Raw genomic sequence first — 21,059 nt, 5'->3', positions numbered from 1 at the left:
ACAACTTGGCGTTCTTGTGTACAACGCGATATCTGGATTTGGTAAGAGTGACACGTCAGCTCAAGACAACGCCAAGAAATTGCGACGAATTTGTAAACTCTGTGTTCGCATTCAACAAGCGTTTACCGATCTCAAAGGCCCGATGTGCACATGTGCAGCCACGCGCATTTCCGGCCCTTTTTGGCGCGCTGAGCCAAGGGGTCACGGCAGCGATGTTGAGCTGTCCGGGCGAGATAAGACCTGGCGATCGCGATGGCAATGTCGAGCTCGGTTGCCGTATTTGCATCAATCAGCGGAGCCTTTTGGGCCAGTAGCGCCTCAGCATTGAGCAGAATTGTCGTGCCGCGTAGGCGCCGATGGTTTCTACCCCTTCGTTCGTACTTCACCTATCCATTTTCAAGAGCGCGAAAGTTCGCCTCTGGCATCTGTACCGAACTCCCAAGGCCAACCATCTCAGACGACAACTTTCCCAAAGTGGCTGGTTGTGCACAAGCTAGCAGGAGTCAACTTTCTGACTTCGAAAAACAGCTTACATGGAGAGTCCACAAATGCCTGAAATATAACGATAAAGCTCCACCTCTCCCGAATGAAGGTGACGACCATTAGAAAAATGAGGATTACACTAGCGCCGACATGTGCACAGGAATTGACAAATGCGTTACGCCGTCCTAGCGTGAATTAATAATAAGGGAACGAGGTTTTATATGATGAACGCGAGTATCCAGCGCGATATCGCAGTTGCTTGCGCGGGCGTCTGGAAAGTTTTCGGAAATGAGGCGAGTGCGGCTTTAGACGCAATTCAACGTCACGACCTTAATAAAGATGAGGTCTTGGCAAAATTTGGCTGCGTGGTTGCTGTCCGCGACGTAAGTTTCGAAATAAAGCGGGGCGAGATCCTTTGCATCATGGGGCTATCCGGCAGCGGAAAATCGACGCTAGTCCGGCATATCAATCGGCTGATTGATCCAACCTCTGGTAAGATACTTATAGATGGCGAAGATATCGGAGCGCTCGACAGCCGCAAGCTAAGGCATTTGCGCGGAACGACTTTTGGAATGGTATTCCAAAACTTCGCTCTCCTTCCTCATCACACAGTACGGGATAATGTTGCGTTCGGACTTGAGCTTCTCGGCGTCGACAAGTTGCCGCGATGGGAACGCGCTCAGTCGATCATAGACCAAATAGGTTTGAAGGGTTGGGAAGACCGATATCCCTCAGAACTATCTGGGGGTATGTGTCAGCGCGTAGGGATCGCTCGGGCTATGGCCGTCGACCCCTCAATTCTATTGATGGATGAGCCCTTCAGTGCTCTGGACCCTCTCATTAGACGCGATCTCCAGACTTTGTTCGCTGACATGTCGCGTAGTCTCAACAAGACAACGCTCTTTATTACACACGATCTCGAAGAAGCCTTTCGATTAGGCGATCGCATCGCGATCATGAAAGACGGGCAGATTGTGCAAATAGGAACGGCGGCGCAGATCGTTTCAAACCCAGCCGATGACTATGTTGCGGATTTCGTAAGTGGGATCTCGCGGCTGCAGTTTCTCAAAGCGGCGCATGTGATGGAGCCTCTAGATGAGGGAACGACCCCCACCACGATCAACCGCGAGCGCGCCCTGGTATTCAATTACAACTCAACGCTAGACGAACTGGTGAATGTGGCAGCACGCGGGCAAGACACCATCTTCATCGAAGACGAAGCAGGCATGATCGTTGGCAGGGTGACGAAACAAAATTTGCTGTCGGCTATCAAGGAGCACCGATAACATGCGCGAAGTCTTGAAGCAGGATGAGTCTTTCGACGCAGCTATTGCGAGGTTCGTTGGGGAGAATGTCACTTACTATCAAACGAGGTTCAAACAAATCTTTTCGGGCCAAAAGCGGCCGAGACCTAATTTCGCAGCTCTGCTGTTAGGTCCTATCTGGGCTGCTGCGCGCGGAATGTTCGGCCTTTTCGTTGTGCTGGCACTCATCGAAGTATCATTAGGTCTGGCAATCACTGGTGTGGCCTCCGGCGGGCTGGGAAAAGCCGAGCTTGTGCAATCGCAACAGCTCCAGGCTCGGAGCGACTCGCGCAGGGATCAAGCCCTCAAAGCTCAAGCAGCCGGGGACGCCAATGCGCCTGATTTGTTACGATCAGCCGACTCCTTGGCGAAGGCTGCTCAACAGGCGAAGACTTCTGCCGATCAACAACAACGGCTAGCCTCACTGGTCATTTCACTGTGTGGCGCAGCGCTCGTAATTTTCCGAGTCCTTTTTAGCTTGTCGGCGGATTCTTTCTACGCAAAGCGATTCGAAAAATGGCGCTCGAACAGGCAGATCTCATCTGGTTCTAATATTATAAGGGCCGTGTTGGCGTTGCTAGTGGTGACGGCAGTGTTTTTCTTGTCGTTGGGTAAAGTTAACCCCGAACTTCCGCCAGACTGGCTGGCAGCGATTTCGAAACAGGCCGAGCAATTCTCAGCGACGAAAGATTTTGCCGTCCTAGTGACAAAATCACTTGACGAGCTTTTTAGTGCGATAACTCGAGCTGGTGGACCGTTTTTTGACGCCATTACATTATCAATCACTTCTATTGTGAATGCCGTCGAGTATGCTCTCAACCTGATGCCATGGCCGGCAGTCGTCGTTGTCATCGTGGGGATTGCGCTACTACTTTCGGGACATGTTGTAGCCACCTTCACTGCGCTCGGGCTTATTTATCTCGTCGCTTTTGGATTTTGGACACAGAGTTTGGCAACGATTGCGTTGCTCGGAACAGCGACCTTCCTAGCGCTGTGCATTGGATTGCCTCTTGGCATCGCGTGCGGCAAGAACCAGTCCATTTACCGCGCAATCCGCCCTGTTCTCGATCTCATGCAGACCATGCCCGCATTTGTCTACCTCATTCCAATTATCGCGTTTTTCGGCACCGGTAAGACTCCGGGCATTCTCGCGACCATCGTTTTTGGGATGCCCCCGGTTGCGCGGTTGACTGCCCTCGGGCTGCAACAAGTGCCCGAAAACGTTAAGGAGGCAAGTGCGGCATTTGGGGCAACGCCTTGGCAGCTCCTTTTCAAGGTGGAGGTCCCGCTGGCCATGCCATCCATCATGGCGGGAGTAAACCAAACGATCCTGATGTGCCTATCGATGGTAGTCATCGCATCCCTTATCGGGGCGGGTGGGCTCGGAGAGGATGTCCTCCAGGCTTTGCAGTATGCATCCGTCGGCCAAGGGATTCTCGCCGGAACGGCAATCCTCTTTTGCGCAATTATCCTAGATCGGATCGTTCAGGGGCGACGAACCAGCTAACACGCATCCAAAGCCTCAGCCTAAAGCTCAAGAAACAAAAGGGAACTTACGTCATGAAGCGCAAGCTAGCTTTACTTTTAATGTCCGCCGGAATGGTTTGGCAGTCCGTAGCCGGCGCCAATGCTCAGGAAACCGTCCGCATCGGCGACTCTAACTGGCCAAGTATCCAGGCAATGGCGGCGGTTATTCGTGAAATCGCGGACAAAGAACTCGGCCTGAAAGCCGAGCTAGTAGACGCGACAACACCCGTCATTCTGGCTTCAATGGAGCGCGGAAAGGGTGACATCGATGTGCACCCGGAGATTTGGATGCCAAATCACGAAAGCCTGGTGAAGGACAAGATCGCAAATGGGACGATCAAGCTAGGGCCCGTAGCCTACGAAGTACGGCAGGGGATCTGCATTTCTAAGTGGATGCAGGAAAAATACGATATCAAGTCGGTCTATGATCTAACAACGCCAGAAATTGTTAAGCTGTTCGCACCGAATGGCGGCAAGCCGAAGTTCTGGATCGGGCCTCCGGGCTGGAGTTCCACAAAAACTGAAACTGTGCGTGCGCGCGACTACGGTTATGATCAGTTCTTCGAGCTTTCGACGGTCGAAGAAAATATCATGCTCGTTGATCTCGATAAGGCTTTGAAAGAGGAAAAGCCTTGGATCAGTTTCTGCTACCGGCCGCATTACCTGTTCTCAAGCGATAAGCTGGTGATGCTCAACGAGCCAGCCTACGACCCCGCAAAATTCAAGATGGTTCAGCCTGACGAGAACCCAAATTGGCTGGCGCTATCCAAGATCGAGAGCGCGTGGCCACCGGTGGCTATTCACATTGCATATTCTACCGCGCTGGAAAAGCGTACACCAGAGTTTGTGAAACTTATCACAAACCTGAAGGTTTCGACCGACGAAGTTGGCCGATGGACCTACGCACTTGCGGCAGAAAAGCAAGATCCAGGTGCGTTCGCGACCAAGTGGGTCGCCGATCATAAGCAAGAAGTGGACGGTTGGCTTTTCAATTAAGCGTCTTGTTCGGGATGTCGGTTACCGACCGGCATCCCAAATAACTTTACTCGAGCAAGCTAGGTGCGCAATGAACGTTAATTTTACTGCCACTCCAAATACGTTCGACTCTGTTAACACACCGGTCACATTTGACGACGGCCCTGGCCAGTATCGGATAGGTCTTATCGCGACCTCAAACGATTACACTACTGAACGTGATTTTATGAACATGCGGCCAACCGACGATGTCGCCGTGTTCACGACGCGACTACATCTCGCTTCGGACTGCTCGCTCGAATCGTTGTCTAGGATGGGACCGCAACTTACTGACGCTGCAGCCGTGATCGTCCCGGAGGGAAGGTTAGACGTTGTAGCTTACTCCTGCACCTCTGGGACCGCTGTATTAGGATTCGAGAAAGTGCAGGCAATGATCCAGGCGGCCCGTCCGGGAGTGTCCTGTACAACACCGCTTACCGCCGCGATTGCCGCCCTAGATCAGTTCGAGGCGCGCCGGATCGCAGTTTTGACTCCCTACACTGACCAGGTCAATCAGTTCATTGCTTCAAGCTTGGAGGCCGGCGGGACAAAAGTAACATCGTTTGCGAGTTTCAAAATCCTCGAGAATGAGTTGATGGCGAAGCTCACTCCGAAAGCAATTATGGAGGCGGCCCTTGCGATGGACCTTCACGGGGCAGATGCACTCTTTATCTCTTGTACCGCGTTGCGCGCAGTCGATGTTGTGGAGGAGATCGAACGAAAATTAGGAAAGCCGGTCGTTACAGCGGTGCAGGCACTTTACTGGCATTCTCTTCGGCTCGCAGGGTACTCGCGTCCAATCAGTGGGTTTGGGAAGCTGCTGGCGCGTTGATCGAGGTTCGTCAAGGATTTTGATATGAAAGTACTTTGCATGTGGCATGCGAGCGCGGCCGAAATCGAACTTGTTAGAGAAACGCTTCCTGGGGCAGATGTTGTCGCGCCCTCCGGTCAGTGGCAGTCACGGTTTGAATGCACGTTGGCCGATGTTGAATCGTTTCTGCCGGACGCGGACGTAATCATCGCTTGGGCCATTCCAAAAGGATCATTGGAAAAAGCCACGCAGCTCAAAATTTTAAGTTGGATGCACAGCGGCGTTGATGACCTTGAGGAGATTGGCGTTTTAGATCTGGCGAAACGACGAGGCTTCCGGATCGCAAACATCCGCGGTGCGAACGCCGTTGCGGTAGCTGAACAGGGCATGATGTTCATGCTGGCGCTGGCGAAGAGAGTGTTGGTCAAACATCGGTTCGTCCAGGAAGGCCGTCAGCAGTTCCCGCTTTGGGACAATGACCGTTCCGGAATGTTGAAGGGCTGCACCGTTGGCATCGTTGGAATGGGGCACATCGGCTCGCACGTCGCGAAACGCGCGAAAGCGTTCGACATGCGCGTACTGGGGATTCGCAGAAACAAGAACATCTCCATTGAGAACGTAGATACGATGTACGGTCCGTCAGAGCTAACCTCGGTTTTGCCAGTTTGCGACTACGTGGTGCTGGCGGCGCCGCAGACTGATGAAACCCATCATCTTATCGCCGAGGCAGAAATAGCGTCGATGAAGAACAGTGCCTTCCTCATCAACATCGCTCGCGGAGACCTCATCAAAGAGAAGCCGCTCTACGATGCCCTTGTTGGCGGGGAACTTGCAGGTTTCGCAACTGATGTTTGGTGGCGATATGAATATGGAAGGACCTTTCCTAACGGCTGGGGACCGCGTTCGAACCTGCAGCAACTTCCCAACGTTATCTGCTCACTTCATGAAGCACATAACGCCGACGGTGTTTTGGAAAAAAATCTCCGGTGGGGAATAGAAAACGTAGCAGAGTACTTTAGGGGCGAGCCGATTTCTCGCGAGATCAATTTGGAACTTGGCTACTGAATGTAGAGCCCCCACAAAAACGACTGGCCGGTCACCGCTTTTGAACCTGTACACAACCTTGGCGGTACGGGGAAGTCGCGTCCCGAACAGACGATTTTCAAGGTTAGATGGTCTGGAATCTGTTGAACTTGTATACGTGTTAGGAGAGACACTACGAAAATGACGACCACGAGCAAAGTATCGACGGATTGTGACTACGGGAAAATTGGAAAGCAGTTTTCTTACCTAGACATCCCTCATTCCGGCAACGAGTCCGCCTGGGGTCTCGTACGCTTTCCCATCTGCGTCATAAAAAATGGCCAAGGCCCGACCTTGCTCATCACCGGCGGCAGCCATGGCGATGAGTATGAAGGCCCAATAGCTCTGCAAAAGCTAGCACGCGAGATCGATGCAAATGATATACAGGGCCAGATTATAATTCTTCCGGCCCTTAATAGTCCCGCCGTCCGCGCTGCAACCCGTGTCTCCCCCATAGATGGAGTTAACATGAACCGCGCGTTTCCTGGAAGGGAAGATGGGTCGGTTTCGCAAATACTGGCTCACTATGTTACGAATGTTATTCTCCCGAGCGTCGATGTCGTTATCGACATTCATTCGGGCGGTAAGACACTGAAGTTTGTTCCTTTCGCATGCATTCATAAACTTGCAGACCCGATACTCCAAGCCAAGTCACGCGCCCTTCTGCGCGCCTTCGACGCGCCATATTGCTTGGAGCTCGAGGAGATTGATAATCGGGGGATGCTCGACACGACCGTCGAAGAGGCTGGCAAAATTTTCTTGGCGACTGAACTTGGAGGAGGAGGCTCGTCGACACTTGAAACCATCTCCATCGCAGAGCGGGGCATAAGAAGAGCGCTTTGCCATCTCGGTCTCGTGAAAGACAAACAAGAGTCAGCTTCACTGAATGCTTCGGCATACTCGCTTTGGGAGACTTCATCCCCCGGCAGCTACATCCATTCAAACACTGATGGGCTATTCGAGATGCTGGTCGAGCTCGGCCAGGAAGTGCGCTTGGGAGAGGCGATAGCTCAGGTGCACTCTATTTCGAAAATCGACACAGATCCGGTTGTCTATCGAGCAAAGCGCGACGGCATCGTGATTGGACGGCACCATCCTGGCCTCATTAGACAAGGCGATTTTCTTGCACTGATCGCCGGACGAGAGACGGACGAAAATTAGTCTGGATCTCCAAAACCTCATCAACTCACATACAATGGAGTTTAAAGTGTCAAAGTACGACTTTTCCGAGCGAGAGTTCGCAACGCGCCACGCGGCGGTACGCAAAAAGATGGCCCGAGGCGGCCTTGATTATCTGATTGTAATCGCCCCTGCTAATCTTCAATATCTCCTGGGAACGAGGACGAAATCATATCAGGAATTTCAGTGTTTATTGTTCCCAGCCGACGCCAGTCGTCCGAAAGTTATTTTAACACGACTCGCGGAGGTCGCTGAATTTAGCGATCTCTCTCTTGCGGATGAAGTATACGGATGGGGAGGACGCGAGCCGGAGGATCCGGTAACTGTCCTCGGTGAAATTTTGAAGCGACACGGCTTCGACGACCAAAATATAGGTCTCGAAGTTCCCTATTACTATCTGTCGGTGCAAGATCACGCCAAGCTACGGAGTTTGCTCGCTGATAAGAATATCACGGACGCTTCAGCGCTGATCGAGGACATCAAGATTACGAAATCCCCTGCTGAAATCGCAATGGTTCGCAAGGCTTCGAAAATAGCTTTCGATACGATGGAAGAAACAGCAAACGCAATTCGTGTCGGCGCGACGGAACGCGAGGTCGCCGCTGTAATTTATCGAAACCTTCTCGCGCGAGGCGGCGATCTGCCTGCGAGTCCTGTCAATTTCACGAGCGGCGAACGGACTTGTTACGGCCACGGTGCACCAACTGATCGGCAACTCCAAGCCGGCGATTATATCAATCTTGAGTTCGGAGCTGCTTATAACCGATACTGCACAACGATCGGTCGGCAATTTGTTCTTGGCGAGCCGACCCCCAGGATGATTGAACTCTACGATACAGTGAAACAGGCGACAGACGCTTGTATTGAGCTCATGAAGCCTGGCACGCCCGCGGTCGTGCCGCACGAGGCTGCAAAACGGGTTATATCCGAACGCGGCCTCGACAAATATCGGGTGCATACAACCGGCTACGGAATTGCGCCTGGATACCCGCCGTCCTGGGGGGAGGCCATCCACATGTTTGGAGACTCGACCTATACGCTAGCGACTGGCATGGTTTTGTCGGTTGAGCCCCCAGTTTTGATCCATGAGGAACGTCTAGGCGCTCGTTTGATTGACAATGTGCTCATCACGGACTCTGGACCAGAGCTACTCACGACTTTTAACAGGGATTTGATTGCCATCGGCTGCTAATCGAATTCGTTTGGATGAATAGCCGCGTATAACATCTTAGCGGTGCTTGATTTAACTTTATGCTGAATCAGCACCGCCATTTACCAGTTCATGTCCATGGAGGGAAATGTTGAAAAAAGCCGAAAGCCCACCTGCTGCTCAAAGTCAGAAGCCGCATAAAAGTAAGTGGATTCCTATTTTTATTCCTGTTCAAAATCCCCTGCCTCCGTCGCCAAAGCCTTGCGACCAAGAAGGGCAGCGAAAGGCTATTCGATTTCCGCTTGGATGGCTTGGCCGTCTGAGAAAACGCTAGGTTAAGTCGCTTCACTATCGACAAGGATCCAACCCGAGTTGATATCAATGAGAGAATGAAGCGCTTTTCTGACGAAGAGTGCACATAGCCACTCAATATCTTGCCTGTTCAATACCATTAGCCCCAACAATCTATATTGTCATTTTCGTGTGGTATGTTTTCGGTCCGCAAGCGCAATCAATGACGATGTCTTCCCCATTCCGGGAATATTCGCAAGTTCGTCGTAGTTGAAATTTTGGTAGTCCTTTATGTCTGCCACCGCTACTTTCAAAATGAAATCGTATTCTCCAGCGACGTGATAGATTTCCTTGATCATTGATAGCCTGGAGACTGCGGCTTCAAACGCACGAACACCGTCCTTGCTGTGCCGTTCAAGCGAAACTAATACAAAAACAATCAAGCTTTCACCCAAGACGGTTGGGTCTATGACTGCTTTATATCCGGCAATCACGCCGGATTGTTCCAAAAGCTTTATCCGCCGCTGACACGCTGAGAGCGAGATGCCCACTCGTTCCGAGATCTCGAGCTGGGTAAGCTTTGAATTGTTGGCTAAGAGATGAATAATTTGTTCGTCTGTGTTGTCCATGCCAAACATATTACAGCGCATTTGGCCTACTTGAAAGGGATTTTGGGGATTATTCCCATGATCGGCAGCGTATTATTCCCTCAGTGCGGCGTCGAACAAAACCGCAAGCTTTCTAACATCCGACACTGAGGTCGACGAATGATCACCAACGCTCCTATCCGTCCGAAAGAGGCCGCCTTCCAGTCAAACGAGATAGTCATCATCGGAGGTGGAATTGCAGGGGCAAGCCTTGCATATCACCTTACCAAATTGGGCAAGAAAGACGTCGTCGTGTTGGAGCGGCACTCACTGACGTCCGGGACGACATGGCACGCCGCGGGGCTGATAATGCAGACTCGCGGCACGCATGCACTTACTGAAATTGCAAAGTACAATGCAGAGCTCTATGCCGCTCTAGAGGCCGAGACGGGCCAAGCGACGGGGTTCAAACAGAACGGTACCCTGGGTGTCGCTCGAACGAAGGATCGGCTTTACGAGACTGCCCGAAATGCATCTGTTGCAAAAAGCTTTGGGCTTGAAGCACATATGATTTCACCTCGTGAGGCGAAGGATCTCTATCCGGCGCTTGATGAAAAGATTATCGTGGGCGCAGTATTTATCCCTAATGACGGTCAAACAAATCCGATCGATACTTGCGTTTCTCTTGCAGCCGGTGCCAAGCAGCGTGGTGCCAAGATACTCGAGAGAACTGAAGTCACAGACCTATGGAAGACACCGTCCGGAGAATACCAGTTGCGGACGAACCATGGAGTTATCGAGGCTCAAATTCTTGTTCTCGCTTGTGGCCTTTGGACCAGGGATCTTGCCTCAAAATTAGGCGTTCGCGTTCCCCTTTACGCCGCCGAGCACTTCTATGTGGTTACCGAACCCATGGACATTGTTAAGCCCACACTTCCTGTTCTGCGTGATACTGACGGGCATGTTTATATCAAAGAGGATGCCGGCAAACTCCTCATCGGCGCGTTCGAGCCGTGGGGCAAGGCGCTTCCGATGGAAAACCTTCCGAAAGACACGGCCTTTATCGAGTTGTGGGAAGACTGGGATCACTTCGAGCTGCCGATGACTAAAGCTATGGAAATGATCCCCGCACTGCAAAACGCCGGTATCGCCAAGTTCTTCAATGGGCCCGAGAGCTTCACACCAGACCTTCTCTTCATGATTGGTGAAGTGCCCGGAATGAAAAATCTATACGTTTCGTCCGGATACAACTCGGAAGGCATCGAATTCGGCGCCGGCGCAGGGCGCGCGCTGGCGGAATGGATTGTTGCCGGATCTGCCCAAATGGACGTGAGCTTTATCGATGTCGCGCGCTATCATCCATTTCAGATCAACAAGAGATACCTCAAAGACCGCATCCCGGAGGTCTTGGGCCTCCACTATAAGATGCACTGGCCGAGCCATCAGCCTGAGACGTCGCGAGGTGTCCGAAAGAGCGCCCTTCACGATCGTTGGGCAAAGCTGGGAGCAAGCTTCGGTGAAGGAATGGGGTGGGAACGCCCGATGTGGTTCGCCGGCGAAGGAGAATCCACAGAAAACGTCTATTCCTACAGCGAACCAAACTGGTTCAAGCATACGGCAGAGGAGTGCCGCGCCGCGCGATCGGACGCAATTCTATTGGACCAAAGCTCATTCGGAAAGCATCTCATCCAAGGGCGCGACGCTTGCAAGTTCTTGCAACGGCTTTGCGCCGGCAACGTTGATGTATCCGTCGGTAAGCTCGTTTACACCCACATGTTGAATGAGAAGGGTGGGATTGAGACAGATATCACGCTTAACAGGCTGTCGGATAACCAGTTTTTGATCATCTCCTCTGCAACCGTGCATCCACGTGATAGGGCCTGGATCACAAAACACATTACCGACGATTGGAACGTCACGCTGACCGACGTCACTTCCGCTTATGCTGTCCTGTCTCTGCAAGGGCCGAAGTCTCGAGACATCCTTTCTAAATTGACGGACGCAGACCTCTCAAACGAAGCTTTTCCGTTCGCGACCAGTCAGGAGATCGATGTCGGCTACGCTCGTGTGATTGCAAACCGACTGACGTATATCGGCGAACTCGGCTGGGAATTGCACATTCCTACCGAAATGGCTCAGCACGTGTTTGACGTTCTGTGGGAGGTGGGCAAAGAGTTCGGACTGAAACCCGCTGGTTATCACGCCCTCGAACATATGCGTTCGGAGCGCGCGTACCGCGAATACGAGCTTGACCTTACTCCGGTCGACACGGTGCTAGAGGCAGGGCTAGGATTCACCGTCGATTGGAACAAAGAAGGTGGTTTCATCGGCTTGGAGGCAACGGCAAAGCAAAAGGCGTCGACGCCTCTCAAGAAGCGTCTGGTATCATTCAAGCTAGCTGATCCGGTGCCGGTTCTGTTCCGTGAAGAGCTTATCAGACGCGATGGGGAAATCGTCGGCTACATCTCATCGGGCGTAAAGAGCTTCACCCTTGGAACGTCAATTGGGCTTGGCTATGTCAATTCGGAAGAAGGGGTGACCAAAGACTTCATCGAGAATGGCCGATGGCAGATTGAAATAGCTGGCGAGTTGTTCGAGGCGACAGCTTCGTTGCAAGCGTTTTTCGATCCCAAAGGCGAGCGTCTCGGTCGCTAGACATTCGCGTCTTTCCAATCTGGGCAAACTTCCATAGGGGCAAGCACCAAGCAAAAAAGCGCCTGGTGCTTTGCCCGGAACGCCAAATTTAGCTCTACAGGTCACAAATGAAAACTCTCGTCCCAGTAAAGCGGGTGGTTGATTACAACGTTAAGATCCGCGTCAAGCCGGATGGCACGGGTGTTGAGCTCGCCAACGTCAAGATGTCGATGAACCCGTTCGATGAGATTTCCGTCGAAGAGGCGCTGCGGCTGAAGGAAGCCGGCAAGGCTGAGGAAGTGGTCGTCGTCTCGATCGGTCCGGCCAAGGCCGAGGAAACGCTGCGCACCGCGCTCGCCATGGGCGCCGACCGCGCCGTTCTCGTCGAGACCGACGATGCCGTCGAGCCGCTCGCCGTTGCCAAGATCCTGAAGGGCGTTGCCGAGGCTGAAAAGCCCGGCCTGATCATCGTCGGCAAGCAGGCGATCGATGACGACTCGAACCAGACCGGCCAGATGCTCGCTGCCCTCCTCGGCACCGCCCAGGCGACCTTCGCCTCGAAAATCGAGATCGGCGACGGCAAGGCAACCGTGACACGCGAAGTCGATGGCGGCCTGCAGACGATCGAGATCAAGCTCCCGGCTGTCGTCACTACCGACCTTCGCCTCAACGAGCCGCGCTATGCCTCGCTGCCGAACATCATGAAGGCGAAGAAGAAGCCGCTCGACAAGAAGAGCCCGGCTGATTTCGGCGTCTCCACCGAGCCGCGCCTCAAGGTGCTGAAGACCGAAGAGCCGTCTGGCCGCAAGGCTGGCGTCAAGGTCAAGTCGGTCGCCGAGCTTGTCGAAAAGCTCAAGACTGAAGCTGGCGTCCTCTAAGGTTCGAGAAAGGATTTACGACCATGGCCATTCTTCTTCTGGCTGACCACGACAACGCAACCCTTTCTGACCAGTCCGGCAAAGCACTGACGGCCGCCTCCCAGATCGGCGGCGACGTCCATGTGCTGGTCGCCGGCAAGGGCGCCAAGGCTGCTGCCGATGCGGCTGCGAAGCTCGCAGGCGTCTCCAAGGTTCTGCTCGCCGAAAGCGACGAGCTCGCCAATAATCTGGCCGAGCCGCTCTCCGACCTGATCGTTTCGCTGGCCGGCAGCTACGACACGATCATCGCGGCTGCGACCTCGACCGGCAAGAACGTGCTGCCGCGCGTTGCCGCTCTGCTCGATGTCGCGCAGATCTCCGAGATCATTGAAGTCGTCTCCGCCGACATCTTCAAGCGCCCGATCTATGCCGGCAACGCCATCCAGACCGTTCAGGCAACCGACGCCAAGAAGGTCATCACGGTGCGCACCGCTTCATTTTCCCCGGCCTCCCAAGGCCCATCTGCTGTCGTCGAAGATATTTCGACGACAGCTTTTTCCTCTTTGCTCGCGACATTTGTCGCTGACGCAATCTCGTCATCGGATCGGCCGGAGCTGAGCTCCGCCAAGATCATCATCTCCGGTGGCCGTGCGCTCGGCTCTTCCGAGAAGTTCAAGGAAGTCATGCTGCCGGTTGCCGACAAGCTCGGTGCCGCCGTTGGCGCGTCGCGTGCTGCAGTTGACGCAGGCTACGCCCCGAACGATTGGCAGATCGGACAGACCGGCAAAGTAGTCGCTCCGCAGCTCTACATCGCCTGTGGCATTTCGGGCGCGATCCAGCATCTCGCCGGCATGAAGGATTCAAAGATCATCGTCGCCATCAACAAGGATGAGGAAGCGCCCATCTTCCAGGTCGCCGATTACGGCCTCGTCGGCGATCTCTTCGAGGTGCTACCGGAGCTGCAGAAAGCACTCTGATTGTCTCGCGGTGGTGCGACTCAGTTCTCAGCGATTTGTGTTCGAACAGGACGTATTATGAAAAGTCACGTACTTACCGTTTCCTGCCAATCTGCCCGCGGGATTGTCGCCGCAATCACCGGCTACCTCGCCGAAAAAGGTTGCTACATCTCCGACTCATCTCAGTTCGATGATCTCGAGACGGACCTGTTCTTCATGCGCCTAACCTTCCTGTCGCAGGAAGGCGCGACGGAAGAGGACATCAAGGCCGGCTTCGCCCCCGTCGGTAAGAAGTTCGCGATGAGTTACCGCTTCAACGACAGCGACGAGCGCATGAAGGTGCTGCTCATGGTGTCGCGCTTCGGCCATTGCCTCAACGACCTGCTCTATCGCTGGAAGATCGGCGCACTGCCGATCGACATCGTCGGCGTCGTCTCCAACCACTTCGATTACCAGAAGGTCATCGTCAACCACGACATCCCCTTCCACCACATCAAGGTGACGAAGGAGAACAAGCCGCAGGCCGAAGCCCGCCTGATGGAAGTGGTCGAGCAGTCCGGCGCCGAACTCATCGTTCTCGCCCGTTACATGCAGGTTCTGTCGGATGCCGTCTGCAAGAAGATGTCGGGCCGCATCATCAACATCCACCACTCGTTCCTGCCGTCCTTCAAGGGTGCGAACCCCTACAAGCAAGCGTTCGAGCGCGGCGTGAAGCTGATTGGTGCTACGGCGCATTACGTCACCAAGGATCTGGACGAAGGTCCGATCATCGAGCAGGACGTTGCGCGCATCACGCATGCGCAGTCGGCGGAAGACTATGTGTCGATCGGGCGCGATGTGGAGAGTCAGGTCCTAGCACGCGCGGTGCACGCGCATATCCATCACCGCGTCTTCATGAATGGAAACAAAACTATTGTCTTCCCGGCGAGCCCGGGCTCGTACAAATCCGAACGGATGGGCTGATCCGATGACCGCGTATCATATTGACGGAAGGGAGGTGGCGGCTAAAGTCATCGAAACCGTGAAGGCAGCGACGGCATCGCTCGAAAAGCAGAGCGGCGTGAAGACGGGTCTTGCAGTTGTGATCGTTGGCGATGATCCGGCAAGCCATGCCTATGTCAATTCCAAGAGCAAGATGGCCAAGGAATGCGGCTTCAAGTCGGTGCAGTACACGCTGCCGGCTGAGGCGAAGCAGGAAGAGCTTGCCGCTCTCGTCGCATCGCTGAATGACGACGCTTCGATCCACGGCATTCTCGTGCAGCTGCCGCTGCCGAAGCCGCTGAACAGCGAGCCGATCATTCAGTCGATTCTGCCGGAAAAGGATGTCGACGGCCTGCATGTCGTCAATGCCGGCAAGCTCGCCACCGGCGATCTCGAAACCGGTCTCGTGTCCTGCACGCCGGCTGGCGCCATGGTCTTCGTTCGCCACACGCATGGCAAAGACCTCTCCGGTCTGAACGCCGTCGTCATCGGCCGCTCGAACCTCTTCGGAAAGCCGGTGGCGCAGCTGCTGCTGAACGCCAACGCGACCGTTACCATCGCTCACTCGCGCACCAAGGATCTGCCGGCCGTTTGCCGCAATGCCGATATTCTGGTCGCAGCCGTCGGCCGTCCCGAAATGGTCAAGGCCGATTGGGTAAAGCCCGGCGCAACCGTCATCGATGTCGGCATCAACCGTGTTCCGGCACCGGAAAAGGGTGAGGGCAAGACCCGCCTCGTTGGCGACGTCGCCTTTGCGGAAGCCGAAAAGGTCGCCTCGGTCATCACCCCGGTTCCGGGTGGCGTCGGTCCGATGACGATCGCCATGCTGATGGCCAATACCGTGATCGCCGCTCACCGCGCATCGGGACACCGTGCGCCAATATTTTGACGAGGCAAGACATGACTGAGCTTCCCGAACGCGAAAGCTTGGAAATCGACGTCGTGATCGTCGGCGCCGGACCTGCGGGCCTATCGGCTGCGATCCGACTGAAGCAGGTCAATCCGGATCTTTCGGTCGTCGTGCTGGAGAAGGGCGCGGAAGTCGGCGCGCATATCCTCTCGGGCGCCGTCGTCGATCCCATCGGTATCGACCGTCTGCTGCCGGACTGGCGCGAGGAGGAGGGGCATCCCTTCAAGACCAAGGTTACGGCCGATCACTTCCTGTTCCTGGGGCCTGCGGGTTCTGTTCGCCTGCCGAACTTCCTGATGCCGCCGCTGATGAACAATCACGGCAATTATATCGTCTCGCTCGGCAATGTCTGTCGCTGGCTGGCCGAAAAGGCCGAAGCGCTCGGCGTTGAAATCTATCCCGGTTTTGCCGCGACCGAAGTGCTTTATAATGACGAGGGTGCGGTTATCGGTGTCGCGACCGGCGACATGGGCATCGAGAAGAGCGGCGAGCTCGGCCCGAACTATACGCGCGGCATGGCGCTGCTCGGCAAATATGTGCTGATCGGCGAAGGCGTGCGCGGCTCGATCGCCAAGCAGCTCATCGCCAAGTTCGATCTGTCGCGCGACAGCGACGTGCCGAAGTTCGGCATCGGCATCAAGGAACTGTGGGAAGTCAAGCGCGAGAACCACAAGAAGGGCCTCGTGCAGCACTCCTTCGGCTGGCCGCTCGGCATGAAGACGGGTGGCGGCTCGTTCCTCTATCATCTGGAGGACAATCTCGTCGCTGTCGGCTTCGTCGTGCATCTCAATTACAAGAACCCCTATCTTTATCCGTTCGAGGAGTTCCAGCGCTTCAAGACGCATCCGGCGATCCGCGGCACCTTCGAGGGCGGCAAGCGCCTCTCCTATGGCGCCCGCGCGATTACCGAGGGCGGCTACCAGTCGGTACCGAAGCTTACCTTCCCGGGCGGCGCGCTGATCGGCTGCTCGGCCGGTTTCGTGAACGTTCCCCGCATCAAGGGCAGTCACAACGCCGTGCTGTCCGGCATGCTCGCCGCCGAGAAAATCGCCGCTGCGATCGAAGCGGGACGTGCCAATGACGAAATCATTGAGATCGAGAACGAATGGCGCAAGACTGATATCGGCAAGGACCTCAAGAAGGTTCGCAACGTCAAGCCGCTCTGGTCGAAGTTCGGCACGCTCGTCGGCATCGGTCTGGGCGGTCTCGACATGTGGACCAATACGCTGTTCGGCTTCTCCTTCTTCGGCACGCTGGGCCACAGCAAGACCGACGCCGCCTCGCTGGAACCGGCCTCACAGCACAAGATGATCGACTATCCCCGGCCCGACGGCGTCCTCACCTTCGACCGTCTCTCCTCGGTGTTCCTGTCGAACACCAACCACGAAGAAGACCAGCCGGTGCATCTGCAGGTCGAGGACATGGCGCTGCAGAAGTTGTCCGAGCACGACATCTACGCCGGCCCCTCGACCCGCTACTGTCCTGCCGGCGTCTACGAATGGGTGGAGAAGGACGGCAAGGACACCTACGTCATCAACGCCCAGAACTGCGTCCACTGCAAGACCTGCGACATCAAGGACCCGAACCAGAACATCAACTGGGTCCCGCCGCAGGGCGGCGAGGGACCGGTCTATCCGAATATGTGATAAGTAAGCGTTCTAATTTTCATCGATAGGAAATGCGAAGCTTCTTTTTACGCCGTCCATGACGACCATTGTTTTGAAACCTTTGATGTCATTGTTCTCATAGAAGAAACGGCGCGTGAACTGCTCGTAATTTTCCATGTCCCTGGCGGTTACAACAAGAAGGAAATCCGCATCGCCTGTGACATAATATCCGATCATCACCTCCGGAGTGTTTCTGATTGCGGATTTGAAACGGTCAATGATGTCGGCTCGCTCGCGCTCAAGTGAAACCAACACAACCACCGTAACCTGCCTGCCCACAGCCTTAGGCGATACTATCGAAACGTCTGCTTCGATGACACCTTCAGCGCGCAGACGTTTGAGGCGGCGCTGACAGGCGGTCGGCGAAAGGTTCGTTCGAGCGGCAAGTTCTTCTGATGTCAGTCGATTATTCTTCTGGACTGCATTCAAGAGGGTAATATCTGCGCGGTCTAGTTCCATAGGGACGAATTCCTGCAATAGGCATCGAATATTGACGAATTTCTGCGTGAAACTAGAGGATTTTGCCGCCAATGTCTTTAGTTTCTGTCACATGATGTCGTCATCACACAGTGGAGCGGGTGGCGTCGGCTTTAGAGCACCAAATCGATCTTGAAGCCGCTACCGAAAGGGCAAAAACATGACCATCAACATCAAGGACATTTCCGAGAAGGATCGCAACACCGTACTTCATCCGTTCACGCAGCTGAAAGACTTCGCAAGTGGGAAACTGGGCGAACCGACAATTGTTGAAACCGGAAAAGGAATTCGCATACAGGATGCGCACGGCAACCAGTTGATCGACGGTTTTGCCGGTCTTTACTGCGTCAACGTCGGCTATGGCCGCACGGAAGTTGCCGAGGCGATCTCACGTCAGGCCTATCGTCTCGCTTATTATCACTCGTATGCGGCGCACACGACGGACGAATTGGCCATCCTGTCGGACCGCTTGGTAACAATGGCGCCCGGCAAGATGAGCAAGGTGTTCTATGGCACGTCTGGCTCGGACGCCAACGAGACCCAGGCTAAGCTTGTCTGGTACTATAATAACCTGCGCGGCAAGCCGACCAAGAAGAAAATCATCTCGCGCGAGCGCGGTTACCATGGTTGCAGTGTCGTGTCGGGCTCGATGACCGGCATGAGCTTCTATCACGATCACATGGATTTGCCGCTGCCGCAGATCGACCACACCGGTGTGCCACATCACTATTGGGGCGCGAACCCGGGCGAGACGGAACGGGAATTCTCCGCCCGCCGCGCAGCCGAGCTTGACGAGATGATCGAGACGCTCGGCCCCGAGAACGTCGGCGCCTTCATCGCAGAACCGGTTCTAGGAACCGGAGGCATCACGCCGCCGCCGGAAGGCTACTGGGAAGCGATCCAAAACGTTCTAAAAAAACATGACGTGTTGTTGATTGCCGATGAAGTCATTACTGGCTTCGGCCGCACGGGCTCGATGTTTGGCTCGCAGCATTATGGTATCGAACCCGACCTTATTACCGTCGCCAAGGGGCTGACCTCAGCCTACTTCCCCCTGTCGGCGTCGATTGTCGGCGAAAAGGTCTACAAGGTGTTGGAAGACGGCGCAGATCGCGTCGGTGCCTTCTCTCATGGCTACACATATTCCGGCCACCCGATTGGTGCGGCTGCGGCGAACGCCGTACTCGACATCATCGAAAAGGAGAACCTACCAGGCAATGCGCGCGAGGTCGGCGCCTACTTCCAGGCGCAGCTCAAAGAAAAATTCGCCCAACTTCCGATTGTCGGTGAAGTGCGCGGGGTCGGCCTCATGGGCGCCATTGAGTTTGTCGGCGACCGCGAGAACAAGAAGCGCTTCGATCCGTCGCTGAAGGTCGGCGCCCGCGTCTCGAAGGCCGCCCGAGACCGTGGCCTCATCGCCCGCGCGATGCCGCATGGCGACATCCTGGGCTTTGCACCGCCGCTTGTCACCACCAAGGTGGAAGTCGACGAGATTGTCTCCATTGCCGAAAAGGCCGTGCGCTCGGTGATGGACGACCTCGTTCGCGACGGTCAGAAGATCTGACGGAAGGCGGTCGGCAGGTTCCGACCGCAACTAATCGCATCCATCGAATTGAGAACAGGGCAGGGGTCTCACTCACCTTGCCCTGACCGAAAAACTCAGCCGTCGCGCAGATGGCGCATCATCACGCAAGGAGGAAGCCGGCCTATGACCGCTGCCAAACTTCATATCACGACCAGCTTGGCGCCGATCACCGTCCATAGCCCCTATGATGGGTCTGTCCTGGGAACGGTTGACGCCACGGATGCAAGCGAAATTGGCGAACTCCTCGCCCGTGCCCGTCGCGGCGCCGAGCTCTCCAGCAAGCTGCCAAGGCATAAGCGCGCGAGTATCCTCGAAGGGGCTGCCCAGATCATCGAGCGCCGCCGCGCAGCGTTTGCCGAAACCATCGTGCGTGAAGCCGGAAAGACGATCGTTCAGGCGCGCAAGGAAGTGCTTCGCTGCGTCAATACCTTGAAGCTGTCCGCCGAAGAGGCAAAGCGCAACGCCGGCGAGATCGTGCCGTTTGACGCTTACGTTGGATCAGAACAGCGCCAGGGCTGGTTCACGCGAGAGCCGCTCGGCATCATCACGGCCATTACCCCCTACAACGATCCGCTAAACCTGGTTGCCCATAAGCTTGGTCCTGCAATCGCCGGCGGCAACGCGGTGCTGCTGAAGCCATCGAACCTGACGCCGTTTTCCTCGATCAATCTTGTCGATGTGCTGAACGAAGCTGGCTTGCCGCCGGAGATCATTACCGTGGTTCACGGCGATCGCGAAATCGTCACAGCTCTGATCTCTGCGCGGGACGTGCGCATGGTGTCGTTTACCGGTGGCTTCGCTACCGGGGAAGCGATCAGCCGTAAAGCTGGCCTCAAGAAACTCGCGATGGAGCTCGGCGGCAATGCGCCGGTCATCGTCATGAACGACTGCGAATTCGACAAGGCAGTTGAAGGATGCGTGTCCGGCGCCTTCTGGGCGGCCGGCCAAAACTGCATCGGCGCGCAACGCGTTCTGGTGCAGGCCGAGCTTTATGAGCGCTTTCGCGACGCGTTCGTGGCCGTGACGAAGAAGCTCAGGGCGGGCGATCCACTGCGAGAAGACACAGATGTCGGCCCGATGATCTCGAAGGAGGTCGCCGAACGCACCGAGGCTGCGGTCAACGACGCCATTACCGCCGGCGCCAAATTGCTCTGCGGGCACAAACGCGAGGGGTCGCTCTATCACCCGACGGTGCTGGAAGGCACGCCGGTCACCTGCCGCCTGTGGCACGAGGAAGTGTTCGCGCCTGTGGTCATGCTTGCACCGTTTGAGACGCTCGATGAAGCGGTCGAGCTGGCCAATGAACCCGAATACAGCCTGCACGCCGGCATCTTCACCAGCAACCTCAATTTCGCACTTGAAGCCGCAAGCAGGATCGAGGCCGGCGGGGTGATGATCAACGACTCTTCGGACTATCGCTTCGACGCCATGCCGTTCGGCGGCTCCAAATATGGCAGCATGGGCAGGGAGGGCGTGCACTTCGCCTATGAAGAGATGACCCAGCCGAAGGTCGTCTGCATCAATCGAGCGTGAAAGCGGCCCGACCAAGGAGAACCTCCAGTG

The 21,059-nt window shown here is 55.3% G+C and carries 17 protein-coding genes; 15 read left to right on the top strand and 2 right to left on the bottom strand.

Annotation, left to right across the window (positions count from 1 at the left end; translation table 11 throughout):
• The first annotated feature begins 704 nt into the window (after positions 1-704).
• The 7 genes from A3AY_RS0110625 (at position 705) to A3AY_RS0110595 (ending at position 8,593) form a co-directional block, all read left to right on the top strand.
• A complete protein-coding gene (locus tag A3AY_RS0110625; RefSeq protein WP_018325660.1) occupies positions 705-1,769 on the top strand; it encodes a quaternary amine ABC transporter ATP-binding protein in 1,065 nt (354 codons plus the stop codon).
• A 1-nt stretch (position 1,770) separates the two neighbouring features.
• Complete coding sequence (locus A3AY_RS0110620) at positions 1,771-3,294, top strand: ABC transporter permease (protein ID WP_018325659.1); 1,524 nt, start codon at positions 1,771-1,773, stop codon at positions 3,292-3,294.
• A gap of 53 nt (positions 3,295-3,347) precedes the next feature.
• A complete protein-coding gene (locus A3AY_RS0110615) occupies positions 3,348-4,310 on the top strand; it encodes an ABC transporter substrate-binding protein (RefSeq protein WP_026203305.1) in 963 nt (320 codons plus the stop codon).
• A 409-nt stretch (positions 4,311-4,719) separates the two neighbouring features.
• Positions 4,720-5,160, top strand: a complete 441-nt coding sequence (locus tag A3AY_RS40100; RefSeq protein ID WP_234913191.1) for a maleate cis-trans isomerase family protein — start codon at positions 4,720-4,722, stop codon at positions 5,158-5,160.
• Between the two features lie 24 nt (positions 5,161-5,184).
• The gene (locus A3AY_RS0110605) at positions 5,185-6,204 is read left to right on the top strand and encodes an NAD(P)-dependent oxidoreductase (protein WP_026203304.1); all 1,020 of its coding nucleotides are present in this window, start codon (positions 5,185-5,187) and stop codon (positions 6,202-6,204) included.
• A 159-nt stretch (positions 6,205-6,363) separates the two neighbouring features.
• Complete coding sequence (locus A3AY_RS0110600; RefSeq protein ID WP_018325655.1) at positions 6,364-7,383, top strand: succinylglutamate desuccinylase/aspartoacylase domain-containing protein; 1,020 nt, start codon at positions 6,364-6,366, stop codon at positions 7,381-7,383.
• Between the two features lie 46 nt (positions 7,384-7,429).
• Entirely contained in the window at positions 7,430-8,593 is a 1,164-nt protein-coding gene (locus tag A3AY_RS0110595; RefSeq protein ID WP_026203303.1) for a M24 family metallopeptidase, read from the top strand.
• 431 nt (positions 8,594-9,024) lie between these two features.
• Here A3AY_RS0110595 and A3AY_RS0110590 read toward each other — a convergent pair whose 3' ends face one another.
• Positions 9,025-9,471, bottom strand: coding sequence for an Lrp/AsnC family transcriptional regulator (locus tag A3AY_RS0110590; protein ID WP_040668495.1), 447 nt, complete (start codon positions 9,469-9,471; stop codon positions 9,025-9,027).
• Positions 9,472-9,609: 138 nt separating this feature from the next.
• On the opposite strand from A3AY_RS0110590, the gene A3AY_RS0110585 reads away from it, so the two are divergent.
• The 6 genes from A3AY_RS0110585 (at position 9,610) to A3AY_RS0110560 (ending at position 17,413) form a co-directional block, all read left to right on the top strand.
• Positions 9,610-12,084: a GcvT family protein gene (locus A3AY_RS0110585; protein ID WP_018325652.1), complete on the top strand. Its 2,475-nt coding sequence runs from the start codon at positions 9,610-9,612 to the stop codon at positions 12,082-12,084.
• A gap of 107 nt (positions 12,085-12,191) precedes the next feature.
• Positions 12,192-12,941, top strand: coding sequence for an electron transfer flavoprotein subunit beta/FixA family protein (locus A3AY_RS0110580; RefSeq protein ID WP_026203302.1), 750 nt, complete (start codon positions 12,192-12,194; stop codon positions 12,939-12,941).
• Between the two features lie 23 nt (positions 12,942-12,964).
• Positions 12,965-13,897 carry an electron transfer flavoprotein subunit alpha/FixB family protein gene (locus A3AY_RS0110575; RefSeq protein WP_018325650.1) on the top strand — a complete coding sequence of 311 codons (933 nt, stop codon included), beginning with the start codon at positions 12,965-12,967 and terminating at the stop codon, positions 13,895-13,897.
• A gap of 57 nt (positions 13,898-13,954) precedes the next feature.
• Complete coding sequence (gene purU / locus A3AY_RS0110570; RefSeq protein WP_018325649.1) at positions 13,955-14,839, top strand: formyltetrahydrofolate deformylase; 885 nt, start codon at positions 13,955-13,957, stop codon at positions 14,837-14,839.
• Positions 14,840-14,843: 4 nt separating this feature from the next.
• On the top strand, positions 14,844-15,746 hold the full coding sequence (folD, locus tag A3AY_RS0110565) for a bifunctional methylenetetrahydrofolate dehydrogenase/methenyltetrahydrofolate cyclohydrolase FolD (RefSeq protein ID WP_018325648.1): 903 nt from the start codon (positions 14,844-14,846) through the stop codon (positions 15,744-15,746).
• A gap of 11 nt (positions 15,747-15,757) precedes the next feature.
• A complete protein-coding gene (locus tag A3AY_RS0110560; RefSeq protein ID WP_018325647.1) occupies positions 15,758-17,413 on the top strand; it encodes an electron transfer flavoprotein-ubiquinone oxidoreductase in 1,656 nt (551 codons plus the stop codon).
• A gap of 12 nt (positions 17,414-17,425) precedes the next feature.
• Here the strand turns inward: A3AY_RS0110560 and A3AY_RS0110555 are convergent, their stop codons facing one another.
• A complete protein-coding gene (locus A3AY_RS0110555) occupies positions 17,426-17,893 on the bottom strand; it encodes an Lrp/AsnC family transcriptional regulator (RefSeq protein ID WP_018325646.1) in 468 nt (155 codons plus the stop codon).
• 178 nt (positions 17,894-18,071) lie between these two features.
• Between A3AY_RS0110555 and A3AY_RS0110550 the strand changes: the two genes are divergently transcribed.
• Entirely contained in the window at positions 18,072-19,475 is a 1,404-nt protein-coding gene (locus A3AY_RS0110550) for an aspartate aminotransferase family protein (RefSeq protein ID WP_018325645.1), read from the top strand.
• A 144-nt stretch (positions 19,476-19,619) separates the two neighbouring features.
• A complete protein-coding gene (locus A3AY_RS0110545) occupies positions 19,620-21,029 on the top strand; it encodes an aldehyde dehydrogenase family protein (RefSeq protein WP_018325644.1) in 1,410 nt (469 codons plus the stop codon).
• The last annotated feature ends 30 nt before the right edge of the window (positions 21,030-21,059 follow it).

The sequence above is a fragment of the Rhizobium giardinii bv. giardinii H152 genome, assembly GCF_000379605.1.
Taxonomy (GTDB): Bacteria; Pseudomonadota; Alphaproteobacteria; order Rhizobiales; family Rhizobiaceae; genus Pararhizobium; species Pararhizobium giardinii.
The sequence above is the reverse complement of the archived record's forward strand: the minus strand, read 5'-3'. Positions and strand labels throughout refer to the sequence as shown.